The following is a 20049-nucleotide window of genomic DNA, read 5'->3' as shown; positions in this document are numbered from 1 at the left end:
TGCCGCAAGAGCGGCATGATTTGAGGACTCCAAACCTCAAAATCATCTCGCCAATCGCTCGAAGCTTTTGAGAACGTTCAGTTCTCAAAATCCCAGCCGCAGCAGAGCTGCGGGGTATTAAACCCAAACTGAAAAATAAAACAGATATTAGGCTTCAATGAAAACACTTATATTTCTTTCTCTGCAGTTATTTTTATGAACCTAAAATCAGTTATCCGCGAAATACCGGATTATCCAAAAAAGGGCATCCTGTTCTTTGATGTCACAACGCTTTTCAAGAACGCAGAAGCAAACAAATACGTTGTTGATGAAATTGTAAAGCACTGCAACGGACAGAAAATCGATTTGGTTGCAGGAATAGAATCGCGCGGCTTTATCCTTGGCGGGCTTATTGCGCATAAGCTTGGCGTCGGTTTTGTGCCTGTGCGAAAAAAAGGAAAACTGCCAGCAGAAACAATTTCAGAGACGTATGAAAAAGAATATGGTCCGGACACTCTTGAAATGCATAAAGACGCCATTATTCCTGGACAAAAAGTGCTGATTGTTGATGACCTTCTTGCAACAGGCGGCACTGCAAAAGCATCTGCCGCGCTTATTGAGCGGCTTGGAGGAAAAGTCGCCGGATTTACATTTATAATCGAACTAACGTTTCTACCCGGAAGAAAAACGCTTGATGGGTACACAGTCTTTAGCCTTGTAAAATACGATAGTGAAAAAAATATTGGCAAATAGCGAAGAGCATCAACCAGCCCTCAATCCTCTCCATATTCCACTACACCCCACTTGCTCTTTTTCACAAGCTTCTTTACGCGCTCAAGCCTTCGGTTGTATTCTAAAAGCCTCTGATAAGAACGTATGATTTCATAAAGCCCTAAGCCAAGCAAAACAGTTCCGGCTATCTTTATTGAATATTCGAGCCAGAATTTCAGGACAACCAGCCCGAGCCCTACCATGGCAATGCCAGTCTGCATAAACGCAAGCTGGGTTCTCTGCTTTGAAAGAATGGTGCGCTCCTCGCTTAAAGTATATTCAGCAACCTGCTCATTATCAATGCTTTTTACAATATTGTTGTTTTTAGTTTTGATGAAACCACCGATTTAATTCTTTAGAAAATTAATTGAAAACATTCAGTCAAATATCCGTTCACTCTGCTTACGCTCCGTTCTCGGCTATTCGATTAAGTTTCAAAGAAACTTAATCGAATATCTTCTCGTTTCGCTGCGCTCACTTGAAGCTTTTCGACCTAATCAAAAATCCGTTTGCTCGCGCTCTCGGCTTTTCGATTAACTTCGTTAATCGAAAATCCTTTTGCTGTCGCTCAAGGCTCTTTGACTTTCAGTCAAAAATCATCTCGCTAATCGCTCGAAGCTTTTTGATTAACTTTTAAAAAAGTTAATCAAAAATACTCTCTTTTTCATTTTTTTCTTCTTCCGAACCAGTTTCAAAACTTGTTGGAACATCGCCTGCAAATTCGCGTGCATGCGCTTCCCTGCGCTTGGAAGATGCCTGCGTTTCCCTAACTTCCCGAATGCTGTCAACTAAATTCGGTATTATGTCTTTGAAAGCCTTTTCAAGGCTCGCTATTCTTGGCTCAAGAGTCTCCTCCTTCAAATCAACCGCATTTATCTTTTCTATCTCTGCGGCAAAAGTTCCTTTTCCCTGACTTTCTATAGTGTCCAGCTTCGAATTAAGCGAATGAAATTTTTCATTCAAATCAGTAAATTTTTTGTCCGCATGTTCGAGCTCTTCAAGAACACGCGAAAACTTCTCCTCAATAAGCGTCTCTATGACTTCCTCCATCTCCTCGATTATCGCGGTCTTGTCGCGCCGATCACTCTCGTCGCGCAGCACATCTGCCTGATTGGAACGAAACACCGGCGAAAGATCCTCAACAGGCATGCCTTGAAAAGATGCGTTAAATGCGGCAGGATCGCTTGACACTTTCTGCTTAAGAACATTAGTTATTCCACTGTCTATTTCCTGAAATGAATATCCTTCTTCCTTCAGCACCCGTATTATTTCAGGCTCTGCAAATCCTTGCGACAAAAGGACTGAAACGCGCTCCTCAGGAAGCGGCCTTGTCGGCGCGCTATTTTGCTGCGGTTTACTGCTAGCTTGCGTTTCTGGCGGTGGCGCGGGAGCGGCCGCAGCAGGCTCTTCCTTTTTTAGGCGGCCAAAAAGCTTGAACTTCATACATCAACACCTCAAATGCCTGAAAAATTAACCATAGACAATCATTTCAACATTACTTTTCTTGCCTGCTTTCGAAACTCTTCCCGAACAATTTCGGCAACCTCGCCTTTGGTCGCAAATTTTGTGGTTATTGGATTTATCAGCTCAATATAATCCTGAATCTCGCGCATGTCATTCACTGTCGCAGACTTCCGTATTTCTATCTTCAAGTTCTGAATATCAAGCAAAATATTTGCGAGCTTATCCTTGATTTCTGTCAGCTCATTGGACACTTCAAGCTCTCCAGTGTTAATCTGTTTTGTAGTATCCATTATGCGCTGGTCGTGGCCGTTGACGCGCAAATCAAGGCTGAGCAGCTTCTCCTCAAGAGTCCTTATTCTTCTTGTGTTGTCATTAAGCCTGCGCGCAAGCTCATTCACCAGAGCAACATTGGTATCAGAGCTGAAAGGCATAAATTAACTCCGAAGCAAACAATAATGCTCCATTCGAGTATATATTTGGCGCACTACATATATAAGATTATACGGTTATACGAAGCTGATTAAGCGTGTTATTTATTTGGGGGAAACAGCATGAAAGTATGCGGCTATACTTATTCACGGGAGGGGCATCGCATCACAGTGAACTGCCTCGGGTGCATTTACGGGGCAAGCATTGAAGACTTTGAAGAATGCATGGCGCGCACAATAGACAAAATCATAGAGGTTAAAGAAGTCGAATCAATAGTTCTGTCTCAAACGCGCGATTTTGAATACGACTACGATCAAACCCAGATTCTTGTGGAAATCGCCCAACTCAGTGTCCAGCTTCTTCGAAATGACAAAATTCTGACTCCAAGCCGCATGGCGGTTCCGGAAAACAAAAATGCTGTTGCGCAAAGATTTGGCTTTGTCCAGGATCTGATGATCAACAAAATACGCAGAGACCCAATCGGAACCTACGTCATACTTCTTCGTGAAATACGCCGGCTCACATCCCTTATCAAGACCGTAAATGCTGTAAAAGCAAGGGATTATGAGCACTATCTATCTCAAGCGCTGTTCCCGATAAAAGAAGGCCTTGAAACTACAAAAATGATAAAGTTCGCAATTCCATACCTTGCAGGGTATCATGTAGGAGATAGGGCAATATACCGCGAAATATTTCATCCGCTCATCAGGCCGAACTTTATGTTTACGCGATATATGATGGTTCCGCCTCTTAATGCGCAGGAGGTTGACCGATATTCTATAGATGATGCGCAAGTACAGATATTCAAAATTCCGGGAAAAGTTCAATACCATTATCATCTGCTTCCACCGGAATTCACCCTGTCTGAAGAGCAGTATGTTCTTCTTGATATTGCAAGGCAGTACATGGCGGCGCATAAGCCGACACGGGACGAGTTTTTGGACCCGACAAGAATCAGGGATGTGTTTAACAACATCGGGCGCGACATGCTTATTGAAATATCCGAAAGCACCGGCACAACGCTGGACCAAAAAGGCGTAAAGTTCCTTTCAAAAATACTTACCCGATACACTGCAGGCTACGGCATTCTTGAAGTCATGCTCGCGGACCCTGCAATACAGGACGCGTTTATAAATTCGCCTGTAGGGGGTTCGCCAATATTCCTATTTCATGAAAAATACGAGGAATGCACAAGCAACATAGTTCCGACAAGGGATGATGCCGAAGCGTGGGCAACGCGATTCAGGATAGAGTCTGGAAGGCCTCTTGATGAATCAAGCCCTGTTCTTGACACAGACATAACTTTGCCCGGAGGGCGCGCGCGAGTTGCAGCAATCACTAAGTCCGTATCGCCTAGCGGGCTTGCCTTCGCATTCAGGCGCCATAGAGACAAGCCATGGACATATCCTCTTTTCATCTCAAAGGGGATGCTGACTCCTCTTGCAGGAGGGCTTATGAGTTTTTTGGTTGATGGGGCACGCACAATACTTTTTGCAGGAACAAGGAGCTCAGGAAAATCCTCAGTCCTTGGCGCGACAATGGTTGAAATAATGAAGCGCTTTCGAATCATCACAATAGAAGATACTCTTGAACTTCCAGTTATCAACCTAAAAGAGCTCGGATACAACATAGAGTCGCTCAAATCGCGCTCGGTAATAACACATGTCGAGAGCGAAATGCCGACAGACGAAGTGATAAGGACATCACTGCGTTTGGGGGATTCAAGCCTGATAATCGGAGAAATCCGAAGCCTTGAGGCAAAGGCTCTTTACGAAGCAATGAGAATAGGTGCGCTTTCAAATGTAGTTGCAGGCACAATCCATGGTGATTCGCCTTACGGCGTCTTTGACAGAGTTGTAAACGACCTACAAGTTCCGCCGACAAGCTTTAAGGCAACCGATATAATCGCAATCACAAACCGGCTAAAAAGCGCAGACGGGCTGCACACCTTCAGGCGCATGATGGAAATAACCGAAGTGCTGAAAGAATGGACCACGGACCCGCAAAAAGAGCATGCTTTTGTTCAGCTCATGGCATATAATTCCAAAAAAGATATGCTTGAACCGACAGAAACCCTGCTTAACGGCGAGAGCTTTATAGTCAACGAGATAGCAAATAAAGTAAAAGAATGGAAAGATAACTGGGACGCCGTCTGGGACAACATACAACTGCGGGCAAAAGTAAAAGAAACTCTTGTCGACTACGCAAGAAAAACAGGTAATCCGGACATAATCGAAGCGCGCTTTGTTTCAGAAGCAAACGACATGTTCCACATTATCAGCGAAACTGTAAAAGAGGAGCATGGAAACTTTGACTCGCAGAGAATTTTCGCAATATGGGATGAACGCATAAAGACAATGATAAAGCAAATGAAAACAGAATAATTAAAGAGGAACCGCCATGCCAAAGGCAGATAAAAAGTCAGATGAAAAGAAAGAAGATAACATACTTCTTTCAAAAATACTTGACAAGTATAAAGTATCTGCCAAATTTCCAGGATATTCTACCGACAAGCAGGCATTCTCAAGAGAATATAGGATATTCAAGAAAGAAGAAGCGCAAGAACGCAAAAAAACAACATATGAAAAACTTTGTGCCGATTCCGAGAGCATTTTGAAAATTTCACCAGACCCAGTAACAAAAATAAAGCTTGAAGCATCAATACTATTTACTGGCCTTAATGTAACTCCTATTGGTGTCACAAGCTTTGCAATAATTACGGGACTATTTCTTTTTTTTATCAGCGTTTTTTCAATATTTGTGCCAATCCCTTTCATTTTCAAATTCCTGATTTTTGTTACGGCAATTGTCAGCACATATCTTCTTTACACATATCCAATAAATCTCGCAAGCCGATATCGCGTTGAAAGCGGAAGCGATGTAGTCATGGCAGTCCTTTACATGACAATATTGATGAAAACAAATCCGACTCTTGAAGGCGCAATCAGATTTGCATCAAACAATGTTTCAGGAAAAGTCGGAAAGGATTTAAAAAAGATACTTTGGGAGGTTGAAACAGGAAGGTACAACACGGTTGAAGAAGGACTCAACAACTATCTAGTCCAGTGGAAAGAATACAATAAGGAATTTGTAGAATCAATATTGCTTATCCGAGAATCAAGACTTGAATCATCACTTTCTCGAAGGGAAGCACTTCTTGACAAAGCAATCGACGTCATCCTGATAGGAACCAACGAAAAGATGAAAAAATACGCTCGAGAACTTGAGACCCCCATCATGATACTTGAGGGCCTGGGAATATTGCTTCCAGTAATGGGGATGATAGTGTTTCCTCTTCTTACTATTTTTCTTGCTGAAGAGATGAAAAACATCGGGCTTTATCTTGCTGTCGGTTACAACATAATACTTCCGGCACTAGTCTATTTTTTCATGAGCCGGACGCTTGAGCAAAGGCCAGCCACACATACTAAAATAGACATAACAAAACATCCGGATTATGTTCCCGGAAACAATATAGCAGTGCATATTTTTGGAAAAACAGAATCAATACCCGCTCTGCCACTGGCGGCGGCAGTTTCTCTTATCCTCATGATTCCGGGAATAAGCTATATGCTGTCAACAGATTTTTTTACGAAGGAAGGCATGGAACATGGAATGTTTAGCATGCTTATGAGTGTTTCAATTGTAGTTGCATTAGCTATAGGCGATATAGTATACAATTATGCATCATGTTTCCAGAAAATTGCATTACGCAGAAAAATCTCGCAAATTGAAAGTGAATTCGAGGATGCGCTTTTTGCGCTTGGAAGCCGCATTGCAGGAGGAACACCAATAGAGTCTGCTGTTGTAGCTGCAGAACGTGATACAAAAGAGCTGGAAATATCGGAGATGTTTAGAATCATCATAAAAAACATCAACCGTCTGAGCATGACCTTCAAAGATGCTTTATTTGATGAAAAATACGGGGCGCTGCAATATTATCCATCATCCCTTGTAAGAACAGTTATGAAAGCAGTTTCAGAATCTGTTCAGAAAGGAACACGCGCGGCCTCAATGTCAATGCTTACGATTTCAAGATACCTGCGTGATATACGCTCAACACAGGAAAGAATAGAAGATCTGCTGTCATCCATTGTTTCATCGCTGAAGTTCCAGTCATTCATACTAATACCCGTAATGTCCGGCGTTGTTGTCGCCGTAGCGCAATTGATATTAAAAATATTGATGGATCTTGGCGCGCAATTCAGGACGCTTGAAGGAACAATGCCTTCAGGAGCCGCAGGCATAGGAATCAGCGGAATATTCCCTACTGAAAGCGCGGTCTCTGCAGAAGTTCTTCAACTAATCATAGGCTTCTATATTGTTGAAATCCTGACAATAATGGGGGCATTCATCAGCAGAATAGAATTCGGAAGCGATGAGATTGAAGAAAGCAACATGACGCAAACGCTTCTGATATTCGGGATAATATTCTACGTAATCACGCTAGTGCTCGTGATGACTATGTTCAATCCGCTAATAAATGCGATTTCGATGAGTGTGTGAATAAGTCTTATTGTTTTTCCAGCACTATCAGGCTCTCTCGCAACTTTCCAACTTTCTCCGTCCTCTCGCGCATACACCATCGCTCGTTAAGAACTAATATTTCGCGCACAATGAATCCAGCATTTTCAGCAAGCTCTGCAAGCAATATATCGCTTGCAACAACTTTGTCGGGAAAGCATCCTTCGCCGACAATTATTGCCGCTTTTCCGCCACTTTTAAGGACGCGGTGCATTTCTAAAATCGCAAGATTCATATCATGAAAATAGCCAAATGATTTTTTTGGCAAATCATGCTTTCCGCAAAATATATCAGAGACCTCTTCTTGTTCACCAATAAATGATTTCACATGCGGCCTGCCGCACCCTCCGAAAAAAAGCACTTGCTCGATAGAATATATTTGAGCGTATTCGGTCTTGCCCAAATAAGGTGGGGAGGTTATAATCGCATCAACAGAATTGCTGTCAACATTCAATACAGTGGCGCTCGTTTGCATAACTTCGGCGCGCGCATTGAAACTCCCGGTTTTCTTAAGATCCCTCAACATATTCTTTATCCTGCGCTTAAGAAGGAATTTAAGTGGCGGTGCAGATTGGTTTTTTTGTGAACGTATTGAGCGCCCTGTCTTTTTTGCAGAGCTTGTCTCCATTGCAGAGACCATAAGCGCAAGCATCATAAAATCACGAACCGTTTCATCTTCAATTTTCGCGATTTTATCCCTGAAAGAAATGACTCGTTCAAGCGAAAATTTTGAAAAACATCGATTAACAACGCCAGAATCGATTTTTACACAAGGGCTAACAAATTTGTCCTTAAAAAGATTCCGTGCCTCTTCGCGCAGATTTTCAATGCCGTAGATGCGCGTCTTTGCGCGCGATGCAAAAACCGCAATCTCTGATACATCAGAACCTATTGAATCAATGCATTTCTCGCGACAGGCAAGAAGCGTTGTTCCTATTCCGCAAAAAGGGTCGAGCACTTTATCGCCGGCTTTTATCCCGAAAGAATCGATAATATAAAAGACCAAATCGCGGGAAAAGCTTTCTTTGTAATAGTACCAGTTGTATATGGGAACTCTTTTGTTCGGCAAAAATGTCGCAAGAGTCCCAAGGTCAAGGCGGTATGTAAGTTTGTAATCTGGCATGCAAATATTTGTTAAATTAGAGATAAAAGCAAATAATCCGCCAATTGAATCATATATAATATATAAAACACAAATAAATAACTGCAGTGGGGATTTTGTGGGCAGATCAAAACGCGACAATGGATCGAGCATAATCTTATTAGCTGCATTAATAATAATTGCAGTATCATCTGTTTCGTTTACATCTGGCGAGTTTGTTGCGCCAACAATACCTGATAATGCCACGACAAACATAAACTGGACGTATATTAATGTCAGTTCAAATGACGCGCTTAACCAATCCCTCCTTGAATGGGGTAATTCTTCCGGATTTACTAATATTTCAATGCTGAATGATTCGTTGACCGCGTGGTATTACAACATGACCGACCTTGCAGATGGAACATACAACTACACCATCTGGACTGAAAACATGACTGGCGAGTGGAACCAAAGCGCGCAAAGATTTGTAATTGTTGACACCGTTGCGCCTTACAGCCTTTATGCCTGCCAAGATTTGACAATAGAAAACGACAGCTATGTTTTGGCGCAGAATGTTTCGTCGGCAGGAACGTGCTTTACAATCAGCGCGAATAACATAACCCTTGACGGCGCGGGATATACGATTAATTATTCGCAAAGTGAGACGGGATATGGGGTGGATAATTCGGGCTACAACTTCACGACAATAAAGAATGCGAATATTATTCAGGGAGCGACAAATAACATAGCTTTTGCGATTTATTTCAACAGGAGTTCAAATGGTATTATCCAGAACAGTACAATCACAACATCAGGTCAATACAGTTACGGTATCTTCCTTGAATCATTCAGTAGCTCAAATGAGATTTCAAATAACACGATACTGTTGCTTGGTAACGCTAGTTTGGGTATTACTAGCGTAACAAATAGTAATTCAAACACATTTTTAAATAATACGATTATTACTTCAGGAGTAAATAGTTACGGCATCGCACTTGGTGCATCCTCAAATACAATCCGGAATAATACAATTAAAACAACGGGAACGGCCAGTTATGGCATAGTTTTAGATTCATCGACAAATTCAACCATAATCGGAAATGTTTTAAACACGACAAACACATATGCAATATACATTGTGCCATCGACTAACACATCCTATTATGATCACACCATAGACACCACAAACACAGAACAAGGTGAACCTATATATTATTATTTCGCGAATTCATCCATAGTTATTGAAAACCTGACTAATGTTGGGCAACTCTATATAACAAATTCAACAAATATAACAATAAGAAATGTTACAATCTATAAAGACGGGATAATTTTTGCAATGACGACAAATTCGTCAATATTGAACTCAAATATCACAGCATTTGAAAAGCATAGCCAAGGCATACTTCTTTATTCATCTAGCAATTCAAATAATATTTCTAATAACCGTATAACTACTTTTGGTGACTCTGGTTTGGGGGTAAGACTTATCTCTTCGTCCAACTCAAATACCATCTCTAACAATAATATTACTGCTTCAAGTAATGGCATAATCTTAGACAATTCTGACATCAATCTGTTTCTAAGCAACAATATTGCTGTGACGGAGGATCTAGGAATCGGTATATCTATAGTATATAGTGATGGAAATACACTCTTGAATAATAGTATCTCAGCATTTGGTAATGAGGGTATCGGCATATATTTTTGGTCATCCTCTAACTCAAATGCAATATCGGGAGGTTCAATAATGTCAATGAATTCTTATGATTACTTTCTTTCGTTTACAAGCACAAACAACTTCACCAACACAAACTTCACCACATCTCGCCAAATATATTTCGCGGATACATCATCATACTTCAACTACAACAACGACAGTACGAAAAATATCTGGCTGAAGACAAACGTTTCTGCGCAAAGCTCGATAAACCGAACTCTTGTAAACTGGAACAACGCGCTGATGCAATGGAACGATACAAATTCCACTGCCGGAATTGTCGCGAATTACATAATAACCGGCTTGCAGGCAACAAGCATATACATCATATACAATGCTTCTGCAGGCGTGCAGAAAAACCCATACAATAAAACAACAGACGCAAGCGGAAACCTACCACCGTTTAAAATCGCGCTTAAAGGCAACACGGAAATAAAGGCCGTGTATTACGGACACTATGTTGCACCCGTGCCTGCACCAACATGCTCTGACAACATCCAAAATGGGGATGAAACCGGCACTGACTGCGGAGGCTCATGCGATGCATGCAGTTCAGACGGCGGTGGAGGTGGTGACGTAATAACCGACTTCATAAGATCAACGCCTTCAAATAACCCTGTGACAAAAGTAGAAATTTATTTAAAGTCATCAATGACCAATCCGGCTGTTTCAGTAACAAAAAAACAATCCGTTTCTTTTGCAGCGCCTCCGAATAAGGTCTATCAATATCTGGAAATCTCAAAGAACAATTTCAACAACTCAGACATTGATGAAGCGCTAATTGAATTTACCGTAAATAAAAGCTGGATTGTTTCAAACAACATAACATCCATATATCTATCACGATATGATAACGGATGGATTGCTCTGAATACGCAGCTTGTAAACTCTACAGAAAAATATACGACGTATAGTGCTCAAACGCCTGGATTTTCTTATTTTGCAATTATTGGAAAGGCAGTACAGACTCCGAAAACTCCAGAACAAATTTTAGAGCCGCCTGAAGAGAACTCTGCAGATGATGCAGAAAACACATCACTGGATTCAACTAACGACAATATAGATACACCTTATTCAAATACGGCAGCAAATGAACCCGACACTACAATCCCTTCCGGAACAACATCATATGGCTGGATTATTGCTCTAATAACTGTGGCAAGTATATTCATCGCTGTCGCTTTCTATTTCATAGACCGCAAAAACAAAAAAAAGAACCAACAAAAAATAGAAATGGCTAAACAGCCTCAGCAAAAGCTCATAGATCCGAAGATGGCTTCTGCCTACATAAATTCAAGAAAAAAGGTTTTCGAAGAAGCTGAAACAGAATATTTAATAGAACGACTTAAGGAAGCGAAAAAGCTGACGCAATAATGATCAATGAAGTATATTTTTCTCCATCCGCATAACGTTCAGGCACCCGTTTTGAATGCCTGTAGCATACAATCTTTTTCCAAGCATATAATAACCATTTTTCTCGTAAAACCGCACAGCGTTCGGCGATGCGTCTAGGATAATTTTTTTCACGCCTTTTTCTTTCGCGTAGCTTTCTGCGAACTCAAGTAATTTTTTGCCAAACCCAACACCCTGACATGATGGCTCAACAAAAAGCCCTTTGAGCACGTTATTATATATCCCGACACAACCTTTTATTTTTGCGTTTTTATCGCACAAAACCCAGAAATTCCACTCTTGGGTATATTCGCAAAACTTTTCTTCTGAATAAAGCGATGCCCAATAACTCAGCTCATCAGCATCATAAACCGTTCTGCAAGATTCAAATACGCATTGCTCAATCAATAATACTACTCGTGGAATGTCGCCCGTAATAATCGGACGAATTCCAAAGTCTTTAAGTTGCATATTTTTTCACGACCGCTTCTTTGCAGTAAACTTTAAAAAGTTCTTTTTCAACGCGACGTTTTTCTGGTCGCGATAATCCATCCAGAGCAAACGGATCAAGCGTATTTAAGCCAATTAATTTGTGTTTGTACATAAAACACACATATTTTCCCGGCAGTTTAAATATTTAGTGACCTATATAGCGCATTTATTTAAAAATGAAACATTTATGAATGATTTATATAGTTTTATTTTAATAATATGATATGGCAAAAAACATTACAACACAAATCTGGAAATACATAAGCAATGATGCCTCGATTAAGAAACTCCTTCATAGCGGCCTGATAAATAATCGGGCGCTGGCAAAAAAGGCTATGCGTGATCTTGGGCTTCGCACATCCACAGAAACAATTGTCAGCGCAATAAGACGCTATGATGACTGGGAAAACAAAACTGAGGAAACATACAAAAAAGCGCGCGAACTTCTAAAAAAATCCACATTTTCCTCAAAGAGCAACATCGCATGCATTACGCTGAAAAAAGACATAGAAATCCGGAACATTCTTCCGCACATATTTTCAGGCGTTGATTTTTCAAAAGGAGAAGTGCTTCGTATTGTGCAGGGCGAACTGTTTGTCAAGGTAATTGTGGACGAACATAATCTCGCAAAAATTATCGAAATAATTCCGGAAAACTTCATAGTAAAAACAACAAAGGGACTTGCAGAACTGAATGTCATTTTTGATGGCGAGGCAGAAAACACTCCCGGGCTTGTATCTGTTGTGACAAATGAGCTTTCTTCAAATAATGTAAATATGCAGGAAGTTTTAACGTGCGTTCCTGAATTGATTATCTTGGTCAAAGAAAAAGACTTTCTGAACGGCGTTAAGATTTTGTACGGGTTGATTAAAGAATAATCAAGCCTTCGCTTTCTTCCTATAATCCTCAATTGCCGCGCGCAATCCGTCCGCTGCAAGATTCGAGCAGTGCTCCTTTACCGGAGGCAGGCCTTCAAGCGCGTCAGAAACATTCTTGCGCGTGATTTTTTCTGCTTCCTCAAGAGCCGTTCCCTTTGCAAGGTCTGTAATCATGGAACTTGTGGCGATTGCCGCCGCGCAGCCGTAAGTCTGGAACTTTATGTCGGCGATTTTATTGTCTTTGACTTTGATAAATATTTTCATTTGGTCGCCGCATTGCGGATTTCCAACCAAGCCGACGCCATCAGGATTCTTCATTTCACCCATATTATGCGGCTTCTGGAAGTGCTCCATGACTTTTTTCGAGTACATAATTGAATAATGCGCGAGAATGCTTATAAATATAAAACGGTGTTAGCACCTTCATTTTTTCGTAATCCATCCGAGAAGCAAAAATGCTGATGAAATCAATGAAGGAAGCGCCTTTACCAAAAGCACCACAATTATAAAAGCCTTGAGCTCCGGAATCGGCGTTGCCCCGAAATAAAGCAGAATTACTGTTGTGATATCTGTAATGTTCATCAAGAATCCCGGCAGATAAAAAGGAAATGGAAAAAGCGACATTGCGCCTTTCAAAATCAGAAGGATTATGCACGCACTGACAAGAAACTGCGGCCCTGAAATTTTGCCGAAGTACAACAGCCCCGCTGCAACCAAATCTGTTGCGCCGAAAATCTGGACAATCATGAAATTACCTTTTCAAATTGAAGCCGACAAACAATGTCGCGTCGCTTTCCGCTACTTTAATCCGCGTTCTTAAAAAAGCATCTGCAACATAACCCGGAGATGCTGAGCAAACATTGCTGAACGCTCCGTCAAGCTCTGGAAAAGGCACTGGCGGAAGAATATAATTATCAACGTCTTTCGTACCGTTGTAAAACTTCTTTTCAGAATCATTCATTTCCCCGACAATTTTTCCTTTGCAAAAAAGTTGGACTATGGCGCACGGAGGCGGCCTAAATTTTTCGTTATGCGAAAACGCGATTGTGATTTCGCGCGACAACACTTCAATAACGCCGCGATTTATTACATTTTTTATTTTCGAAGAAAATAAAAAAGCTTTGAGTGAGCGAAGCGAAACGAAATGATTTTTTTCTTCGGGCATTTGCGCAATTGCTTTTTTGTCCGAGTCTGAAAGCACGACAAACTCTTTGCCAAGCCCTTTCAGGCGTTTCAGGATTTTGATCGCTTTTTCAGCATCATTATTACATCTCATTAAAATCACAAAACTTTTGCATAAAGCACCGCAGTATTCTTTAAAACATCAGTATATCCATAATAATCAGAGAACTCATTTATTAAAACATAACCGAGTTTTTCATAGAACTTTCTTACACCATCCATTTCCTTATTTGTATAAAGGCAGACTTTTCTAAGCCCGAGTTTTCGCGCATAATCTTCAATAAATGTCATAAGAGCAGTTCCTATCCCTTTGCCCTGAAATGTTTTACGCACAGAAAGCCAATAAACTTCGCAATGCTTGTGTCCTGGAAAAAATGGAATTAATGTTACATATCCTTTCAAAAGTCCATTTTCTTTGTAGCCGAAAAACAATTCGTGTCCGCGATTAAATCGTTCAATTAATTCGGTTTTATATTTTTGTAAAGTTACGCGGCGCGCCTTTCCCATTTCGTGCCCTGATTCAGAATCAATTTTTGCAAGCTGGTCAAGATAATTTTCATCGAGCCTAACAATTTCACCCATAAAACCACATCAATAATCAAAACCGCACTTTTTCAGCATCGGAACCAATTTCTCGAGCGGCATGCCGATTACTCCGGTATATGAACCGCTTATGCCTTCGATAAAGCGCATGCTTTTTGTCGCATCAATATTGTAGCCTCCGGCAAAATTCATCGCATCATCTGTCGTTAAGTAATCGTCTATTTCTGCCTTTGAAATGGTTCTGAAAGTGACTGTGGAAACCGAAACATCAACGAGAGATTTTTTATCCCCCATGCACAAAACTGCGATTCCTGTGAATAGCATATGTGTTTTTCCGGAGAACGCGGAAAGCATTCTGAATGCATCGTCTTTATCGCGCGGCTTCCCTATGAATTTTCCGCCAAAAACGCAGACTGTGTCTGCGCCGATTACAACTGCTTTAGCATCTGCTTTTAACGCGACATCCTCTGCCTTTGCAAGCGCGAGTTTTTTCACGAGCTCTTCAGGACTCTTTTCACGTATTGCCGATTCGTCCACATTACCATGCACTGAATCAAAGGCAAAACAGGCTTCGCGCAGTATTTTCGCCCGTCCGTTCGATTTTGACGCAAGAATAATTGTTGGGCACATGTACTGTCATTAGCTTAAAAAGTTAATAATCTGCCGAACAGCGCATATCCATATATAAAGCAAAAACCAAGTATATTAACAATGTTCAGGGGAAAAATACGCATGAATTTCTCGCAGCTAACTGAAGTTGCAATAATAGCCTTTCTTATCACAATGACATTTTCGCTAACCACACCCATTTTCCCTATTTTTGCAGAAAAAATATACGGCGGACCTGAAGGAGTTGGGCTGATAACTGCTGTTTTTGGGCTAAGCGCGATATTCATAAGTTTTCACATAATGACGTTCTTTGAAAAATGGGGTGTGCTCAAAAATCTCAAGATAGGCCTTATTCTATTCTCATTCGTATTCGCTTCATACACACTCATAAATTCCACTATTGCTCTAGCGCTAGTGCAGGTAATTCTTGCAGTAGCAGTATGCCTTTGCACAACTGCATTAAGCATTCTTGTTAACAACAGTTCAAAAAAGAAAAACCTAGGAAGTTCAGAAGGGAAATATTTCACCGTCATGAACTTAGGGATGTTCTTGGGGATATTGAACGGCGGCATAATAGCAAAGTCATATAGCTACACAACTGTCTTTTCCTACGCATCCCTTTTTTTCCTAGGAATATATGCCATTTCAGGAAGTATGGGTATAAGAGACATCGCCATAAAACGAAAAGAATCCGAAAACAGCATAAAAAACGCAATTATTTTTTTTTCAGATATAAAACTCAGAAAAATATTCGTATCAAACCTCGGCCTGTATTTTTGGAGCTTTGTCGCATTTCTGTACCTGCCAATTATATTAATGTCCCTGGGTTTTGATTTCGGCAAAATAGGAATAATATTTGCAATAATGATTGTGCCGTACATCATGCTTGAATACCCCATAGGCCGGCTCGCAGAAAAAGAAGGCTCAAAAAAATACATCTCTCTCGGATTTTTTGCAATAACGATTGCATCATTTTTGATTTATGTAAACTATGGCGCAATCAACTCAATGATACTTTTCTTCTTTTTGGCCTTCATGGGCGCTGCGGCAATAGAGCCGCTAAATGAGATGGAACTTGACAAGCACTCAAAGAAAAGCAATATAATCGAGAACATGTCAGTATTCAAAACATCAATACGCATTGCTCATTTTCTCGGGCCCCTCAGCGCGGCTGCAATGATTTCGCTTTTCGGCATGCGCGAGATGTTTCTGGTTCTTGCAATAATTATGGTGGGTTTCTGGTGGATGGTTAGGAAATAAATGATGAATGAAATATGTATTTTTGCCCCACATACGAATAATCCATAACTTTGCTGCCAGTTATCTGGATGATTAATAAAATAATAAAAACAATTGTTTTTATATAAAAACAAAAGCTTATAAATACTAAAAAATAAAAACAATCGTATGCAAGACTTAATGCTTTTTAAAACACTCCATTTTTTTTTAGAACACCCGTATCAAGAAGTCTATTTAAGGCAATTGGCAAAAAAAACAGGCCTAAGCCCATTTGCGATAAAAAAATACGCGGATTTTCTAATTAAAGAAGGGCTTATTCTAGAAGATAAACGTGCCAACTTGAGATATTTTAAGGCCAATGTTAATAATGTGTTCTTTAAACATCTGAAAATTGCTTTTAATGTGAATCTGCTTCAAAAATCCGGATTAATACTCCATTTAACAGAAAATACATCAAATGTTTCATCCATCGTGTTATTCGGCTCCATGGCAAAGGGATTAGACGATGAAAAAAGCGACGCGGATTTACTGGTAATTGGAAAAGAAAAACATATGGACTTAGAAAAATTCGAAGAGATAATCAGAAGAGATATATCACTGCACGTTTTCGGCTGGAGTAATTGGAATAAAAAGGCAAAAACAGATAAAGCGTTTTACCTTGAGGTCATAGCCAATGGCATTTGTGTGTATGGAGAAAAACCCGTGATTTGATGAATGTGCGAAATGTTGATGATTGTTTCGAGTATCGTCTTTTGAGAAAGATTCCTCCGGATATGGAAAAAGTCAAAAGATCCATGGATGTTGCAAAGGAAAGGCTGAGTCAGGGAGAAATGGCCCTTAAAGCAAATTTCTTCCAATTCGCTATTCTTGAGGCTTACATGGCGATGTTTCATGCCTCACGAGCTTTACTCTACAAAGACGGGATTCAAGAAAAGAGCCATTTTGCAATATTTATTTATCTTAAAGAAAAATACGCCAACAAAATACCTATGAATATCCTCAATTTTCTGAATATCCATCGAATCGAGCGGCATGAAACTATGTATGGATTGGAATACAAACCGGAAATAGACGATGCATTTCTTGCAATGAATGACGCAAAGGTATTTGTAAATGAAATTGAGAAGATATTGCAGCGTAATTAATGACTCAACCAATATCGCTTTGACGAACTCATTTTATCCAATTTCTCGCAGCATTTGCGTGGCTTATTTTATCGGGCCTCTTACCGCAGCCGCGCTTATCGGGTTTTTCGGCATGCGCGAGATGTTTTTAGTCCTTGGATTTGTAATGGCGGGCTTCTGGTGGATGGTCGGGGAGTAAAACAATTTTCGAAAAATATAAACGCAGCAACCCAATAAATAATATGGCTTTGTTTGATGGTTTCTTTAAATCAAGAAAAGAAAAAAAGATCGCTTCGGAAATAGTTCATAACTGCTATGCGGAGGTTGCAAAAGAACTCGGCATTACTAACTATAAACCACCCAAAATTCGGCTTGATGATTTAGCTAACGATGAGTTAGGAGCATACAACCGCGATAAAAATAGAATAATTCTCAGAAAGGATCAGGTTGGGTTATATGTCAAGTGCTTGGATAATGAAGCCTACTTGAAAAAAATGCCTGAGGATATTAGGGCGCCAGAAAAATACGAAGCCGCGGTTAAAAAAGTTAAATCGGTAATGGACGAGACATATAAATCGATAAAAGGAACAACAGTTCATGAAATAATCCATGATTTTGAAAAAGCCGATGCATCCAAAGAACCTGTGCTTAGAAGAGGTCAAGAGGGGATTGCGGATTTTGCTACATTATTGCTTACAAATGAGACAAAAGAAGAAGTAGTAAATCTCATTCACCAATATCGTGATAATGGACCTCCAAAAAGCCGAAATCATTTAAAAAAGACTGGGGTATATGAGTATTTAAAGGAAGTAGAAAAACGAAAAACAGGAAAAACGGATCTGTTTGGAAAAATGAATGCTTTATTTACTGCTGTGTTAATACCCGATAATGAAAAAAGAATTGCTAAATTAAAAGATACTGTAAAAAACGAAGAAACAGGATCATACGAATCACTTTGGGGGTATCGATTAGGAGCACTTGCAGCCTTGAGTGCTTACGACTTATCCAAAAAAGAGAAAATCTCCAAAATAAATGAACTTTTGAAAGATCCGGATTCACACAATAGGTTGAATGAATTGGAAACTTTAGCTGAAAAAGGCATTGAAATATATAAGAACGAAATGCGTAAAAACAAGCCAAGTACTAATGTCGAAATGAAATCAAATATTCAAGAAGTTGAAGATAATTTAGAAAAGATGGTAAATACAATATACGAACCAGTCAATAAACGAGAAAAAAAGAGCGCGCAGGTTGCAGTGGTTTCAGCAATACTTTTGATTGCATTTTTAATATTTGAAATAAACAAAGAAACAACTTCAGTATCAGTAGGTTTGGTTACCCAAACAATGGCCACCAATCCATACACAATAGTTTCAATTATTTTTTTAGCCGCGTTTTTTCTATTTTTAAGAAAAAACAAATTGAATTAAACCTTCAACTCCACTCCAACTTTCTTCAAAATCCCGCGCACTTCTGCCAGAATTTCATCCAGATGCTCTTTTGTATCCGCCTCAAATCTGCATTTGATATGCGGCGTTGTGTTTGATGCGCGAATCACATTTATCTCTGCACAATCCCTTTCACAAACACAAATAATCTTTCAGCATGCTTTCGCGCGCTTTCTGCATCTTTTTCGTAAAACAGCCTCTCGCCGTATTCTGCATCGGTCTTTATGCTCAAAAGCTCCGAGAGATGCTTTATATTACGCTTGATATCTTCGCTTCCCGAGTCTATGCGATGGAACAGTACCACTGCATCTTCGTGCCGCTCGCCGGCATTTCTTTCGCCGAGATTTGCAATGCAAAGCGCGTCGGCAGATGATATTGCCGCATGTATTGCATTGATTACGCACGCGTTCCACTCATGAGATTCAAATGCCCGCTCCATTGAGTTTTTGCATTCCTCTGCTTTTTGCAGGTAAAAGCCTGCCTTTGACCTATCCACTTGCCGCGTTTTCATTGTCCGTCACCCGGATTCCATTCAACAGTATTTTTTCATAGAATTTTTTTTGTTCTTTCACCTCATTTGGCGTAAGCACATACAGACTCAAAATATTTCCGTATTTTTGCAGGCAAAGCTCGTTTAGCGCCCCTATTGCAGATTGTATGCCGCCGCGGCTTTTTTCATTTTCTATGAGAATAAATAAATCAATATCGCTCTCAGGCAACTCCCGGCCCTCAGCTACTGATCCGAATAAAATTGCCTTTTTTATGCCCGAAGTATCAGCTAAAGCTTTAGAAATATCTCGCCCAAGTTCAGATATAGGCTCCTCGCGGCTTTTCAGCTTATTAAAAAAATTCGTTATGTAACTGTACGCGTAGCTTTTTTCATTCAATTGCCAAGCGGTTACATTGCCTATTCTTGTCGAGCGTATGAGATTAAGGTCACTAAATTCTTTGAGAGTCCTATTCACTGCTCCGGAAGATGCCCCAATAATCCGCGATATTTCGCGCTCGCTTGTTATCGCGCCTTCGGAAATAAGGTACTTCAGCAGTTTTACCTTGACCTTTGAGCCAAGAAGATTCTCGGCGAAGTTTCTAAATTGCATATTTTTATATACAATTGTATCTTTTTAAATGTATCGTTTGTCCATATTTTAGGTATTTGGGCCGTCCGTAT

General features: G+C 40.3%; 23 protein-coding genes. 9 read left to right on the top strand and 14 right to left on the bottom strand.

From position 1 onward, the window contains the following. The first annotated feature begins 195 nt into the window (after positions 1-195). On the top strand, positions 196-732 hold the full coding sequence (locus tag KKB09_02525) for an adenine phosphoribosyltransferase (GenBank protein MBU4300070.1): 537 nt from the start codon (positions 196-198) through the stop codon (positions 730-732). A 20-nt stretch (positions 733-752) separates the two neighbouring features. Here KKB09_02525 and KKB09_02520 read toward each other — a convergent pair whose 3' ends face one another. The 3 genes from KKB09_02520 to KKB09_02510 all read right to left on the bottom strand — a co-directional run bounded on the left by KKB09_02520 (position 753) and on the right by KKB09_02510 (position 2645). Then, positions 753-971 (bottom strand): hypothetical protein, encoded by a 219-nt coding sequence (locus KKB09_02520; GenBank protein MBU4300069.1) that lies wholly within the window; start codon positions 969-971, stop codon positions 753-755. 421 nt (positions 972-1392) lie between these two features. Continuing rightward, on the bottom strand, positions 1393-2193 hold the full coding sequence (locus tag KKB09_02515) for a hypothetical protein (GenBank protein ID MBU4300068.1): 801 nt from the start codon (positions 2191-2193) through the stop codon (positions 1393-1395). 41 nt (positions 2194-2234) lie between these two features. Next, the gene (locus tag KKB09_02510; GenBank protein ID MBU4300067.1) at positions 2235-2645 is read right to left on the bottom strand and encodes a hypothetical protein; all 411 of its coding nucleotides are present in this window, start codon (positions 2643-2645) and stop codon (positions 2235-2237) included. 120 nt (positions 2646-2765) lie between these two features. Between KKB09_02510 and KKB09_02505 the strand changes: the two genes are divergently transcribed. Together KKB09_02505 and KKB09_02500 are read left to right on the top strand one after the other, a co-directional pair. After that, positions 2766-5027 carry a type II/IV secretion system ATPase subunit gene (locus tag KKB09_02505; protein ID MBU4300066.1) on the top strand — a complete coding sequence of 754 codons (2262 nt, stop codon included), beginning with the start codon at positions 2766-2768 and terminating at the stop codon, positions 5025-5027. Positions 5028-5043: 16 nt separating this feature from the next. Further along, on the top strand, positions 5044-7149 hold the full coding sequence (locus KKB09_02500; protein ID MBU4300065.1) for a type II secretion system F family protein: 2106 nt from the start codon (positions 5044-5046) through the stop codon (positions 7147-7149). A gap of 7 nt (positions 7150-7156) precedes the next feature. Here the strand turns inward: KKB09_02500 and KKB09_02495 are convergent, their stop codons facing one another. Beyond that, complete coding sequence (locus KKB09_02495; GenBank protein MBU4300064.1) at positions 7157-8290, bottom strand: site-specific DNA-methyltransferase; 1134 nt, start codon at positions 8288-8290, stop codon at positions 7157-7159. Between the two features lie 97 nt (positions 8291-8387). Here KKB09_02495 and KKB09_02490 point away from each other — a divergent pair, with 97 nt between their 5' ends. Further along, on the top strand, positions 8388-11345 hold the full coding sequence (locus KKB09_02490) for a PGF-pre-PGF domain-containing protein (GenBank protein MBU4300063.1): 2958 nt from the start codon (positions 8388-8390) through the stop codon (positions 11343-11345). Between the two features lie 3 nt (positions 11346-11348). Here the strand turns inward: KKB09_02490 and KKB09_02485 are convergent, their stop codons facing one another. Then, positions 11349-11834 (bottom strand): GNAT family N-acetyltransferase, encoded by a 486-nt coding sequence (locus KKB09_02485; protein ID MBU4300062.1) that lies wholly within the window; start codon positions 11832-11834, stop codon positions 11349-11351. Continuing rightward, complete coding sequence (locus KKB09_02480) at positions 11824-11967, bottom strand: hypothetical protein (protein MBU4300061.1); 144 nt, start codon at positions 11965-11967, stop codon at positions 11824-11826. The genes KKB09_02485 and KKB09_02480 overlap by 11 nt, the downstream gene beginning before the upstream one ends. A gap of 112 nt (positions 11968-12079) precedes the next feature. Between KKB09_02480 and KKB09_02475 the strand changes: the two genes are divergently transcribed. After that, positions 12080-12733 carry a hypothetical protein gene (locus KKB09_02475; protein MBU4300060.1) on the top strand — a complete coding sequence of 218 codons (654 nt, stop codon included), beginning with the start codon at positions 12080-12082 and terminating at the stop codon, positions 12731-12733. Here KKB09_02475 and nifU read toward each other — a convergent pair whose 3' ends face one another. The 5 genes from nifU to maf are packed head-to-tail and all read right to left on the bottom strand — an operon-like array spanning position 12734 to position 15088. Further along, complete coding sequence (gene nifU / locus KKB09_02470) at positions 12734-13105, bottom strand: Fe-S cluster assembly scaffold protein NifU (protein MBU4300059.1); 372 nt, start codon at positions 13103-13105, stop codon at positions 12734-12736. A gap of 51 nt (positions 13106-13156) precedes the next feature. Continuing rightward, positions 13157-13480 (bottom strand): hypothetical protein, encoded by a 324-nt coding sequence (locus KKB09_02465; protein ID MBU4300058.1) that lies wholly within the window; start codon positions 13478-13480, stop codon positions 13157-13159. A 4-nt stretch (positions 13481-13484) separates the two neighbouring features. Continuing rightward, positions 13485-14009 (bottom strand): hypothetical protein, encoded by a 525-nt coding sequence (locus tag KKB09_02460; GenBank protein ID MBU4300057.1) that lies wholly within the window; start codon positions 14007-14009, stop codon positions 13485-13487. Between the two features lie 5 nt (positions 14010-14014). Next, positions 14015-14497, bottom strand: a complete 483-nt coding sequence (locus KKB09_02455; GenBank protein ID MBU4300056.1) for a GNAT family N-acetyltransferase — start codon at positions 14495-14497, stop codon at positions 14015-14017. Positions 14498-14506: 9 nt separating this feature from the next. Beyond that, entirely contained in the window at positions 14507-15088 is a 582-nt protein-coding gene (gene maf, locus KKB09_02450; GenBank protein MBU4300055.1) for a septum formation protein Maf, read from the bottom strand. Positions 15089-15169: 81 nt separating this feature from the next. Here maf and KKB09_02445 point away from each other — a divergent pair, with 81 nt between their 5' ends. The 4 genes from KKB09_02445 to KKB09_02430 all read left to right on the top strand — a co-directional run bounded on the left by KKB09_02445 (position 15170) and on the right by KKB09_02430 (position 18860). Next, positions 15170-16327, top strand: a complete 1158-nt coding sequence (locus tag KKB09_02445; protein ID MBU4300054.1) for an MFS transporter — start codon at positions 15170-15172, stop codon at positions 16325-16327. 147 nt (positions 16328-16474) lie between these two features. After that, entirely contained in the window at positions 16475-17017 is a 543-nt protein-coding gene (locus KKB09_02440) for a nucleotidyltransferase domain-containing protein (protein ID MBU4300053.1), read from the top strand. After that, positions 17017-17451: a HEPN domain-containing protein gene (locus KKB09_02435; protein ID MBU4300052.1), complete on the top strand. Its 435-nt coding sequence runs from the start codon at positions 17017-17019 to the stop codon at positions 17449-17451. Before KKB09_02440 ends, KKB09_02435 begins: the two co-directional genes overlap by 1 nt. Before the next feature lie 221 nt (positions 17452-17672). Next, positions 17673-18860, top strand: coding sequence for a hypothetical protein (locus tag KKB09_02430; GenBank protein ID MBU4300051.1), 1188 nt, complete (start codon positions 17673-17675; stop codon positions 18858-18860). Here the strand turns inward: KKB09_02430 and KKB09_02425 are convergent. From KKB09_02425 to KKB09_02415, 3 genes are read right to left on the bottom strand one after another with little or no spacing between them, the layout of a single operon-like run. Further along, positions 18857-19027 (bottom strand): hypothetical protein, encoded by a 171-nt coding sequence (locus KKB09_02425; GenBank protein MBU4300050.1) that lies wholly within the window; start codon positions 19025-19027, stop codon positions 18857-18859. The genes KKB09_02430 and KKB09_02425 overlap by 4 nt on opposite strands. Then, entirely contained in the window at positions 18991-19389 is a 399-nt protein-coding gene (locus KKB09_02420) for a HEPN domain-containing protein (GenBank protein ID MBU4300049.1), read from the bottom strand. Before KKB09_02420 ends, KKB09_02425 begins: the two co-directional genes overlap by 37 nt. After that, positions 19367-19978 (bottom strand): nucleotidyltransferase domain-containing protein, encoded by a 612-nt coding sequence (locus tag KKB09_02415; GenBank protein ID MBU4300048.1) that lies wholly within the window; start codon positions 19976-19978, stop codon positions 19367-19369. The genes KKB09_02420 and KKB09_02415 overlap by 23 nt, the downstream gene beginning before the upstream one ends. Positions 19979-20049 lie beyond the last annotated feature (71 nt).

Source organism: Nanoarchaeota archaeon, assembly GCA_018897155.1.
In the GTDB taxonomy this organism is placed as follows: Archaea; EX4484-52; EX4484-52; order EX4484-52; family LFW-46; genus LFW-46.
Note: the sequence above shows the minus strand (reverse complement) of the source record. Positions and strands in the feature narration are given on the sequence as shown.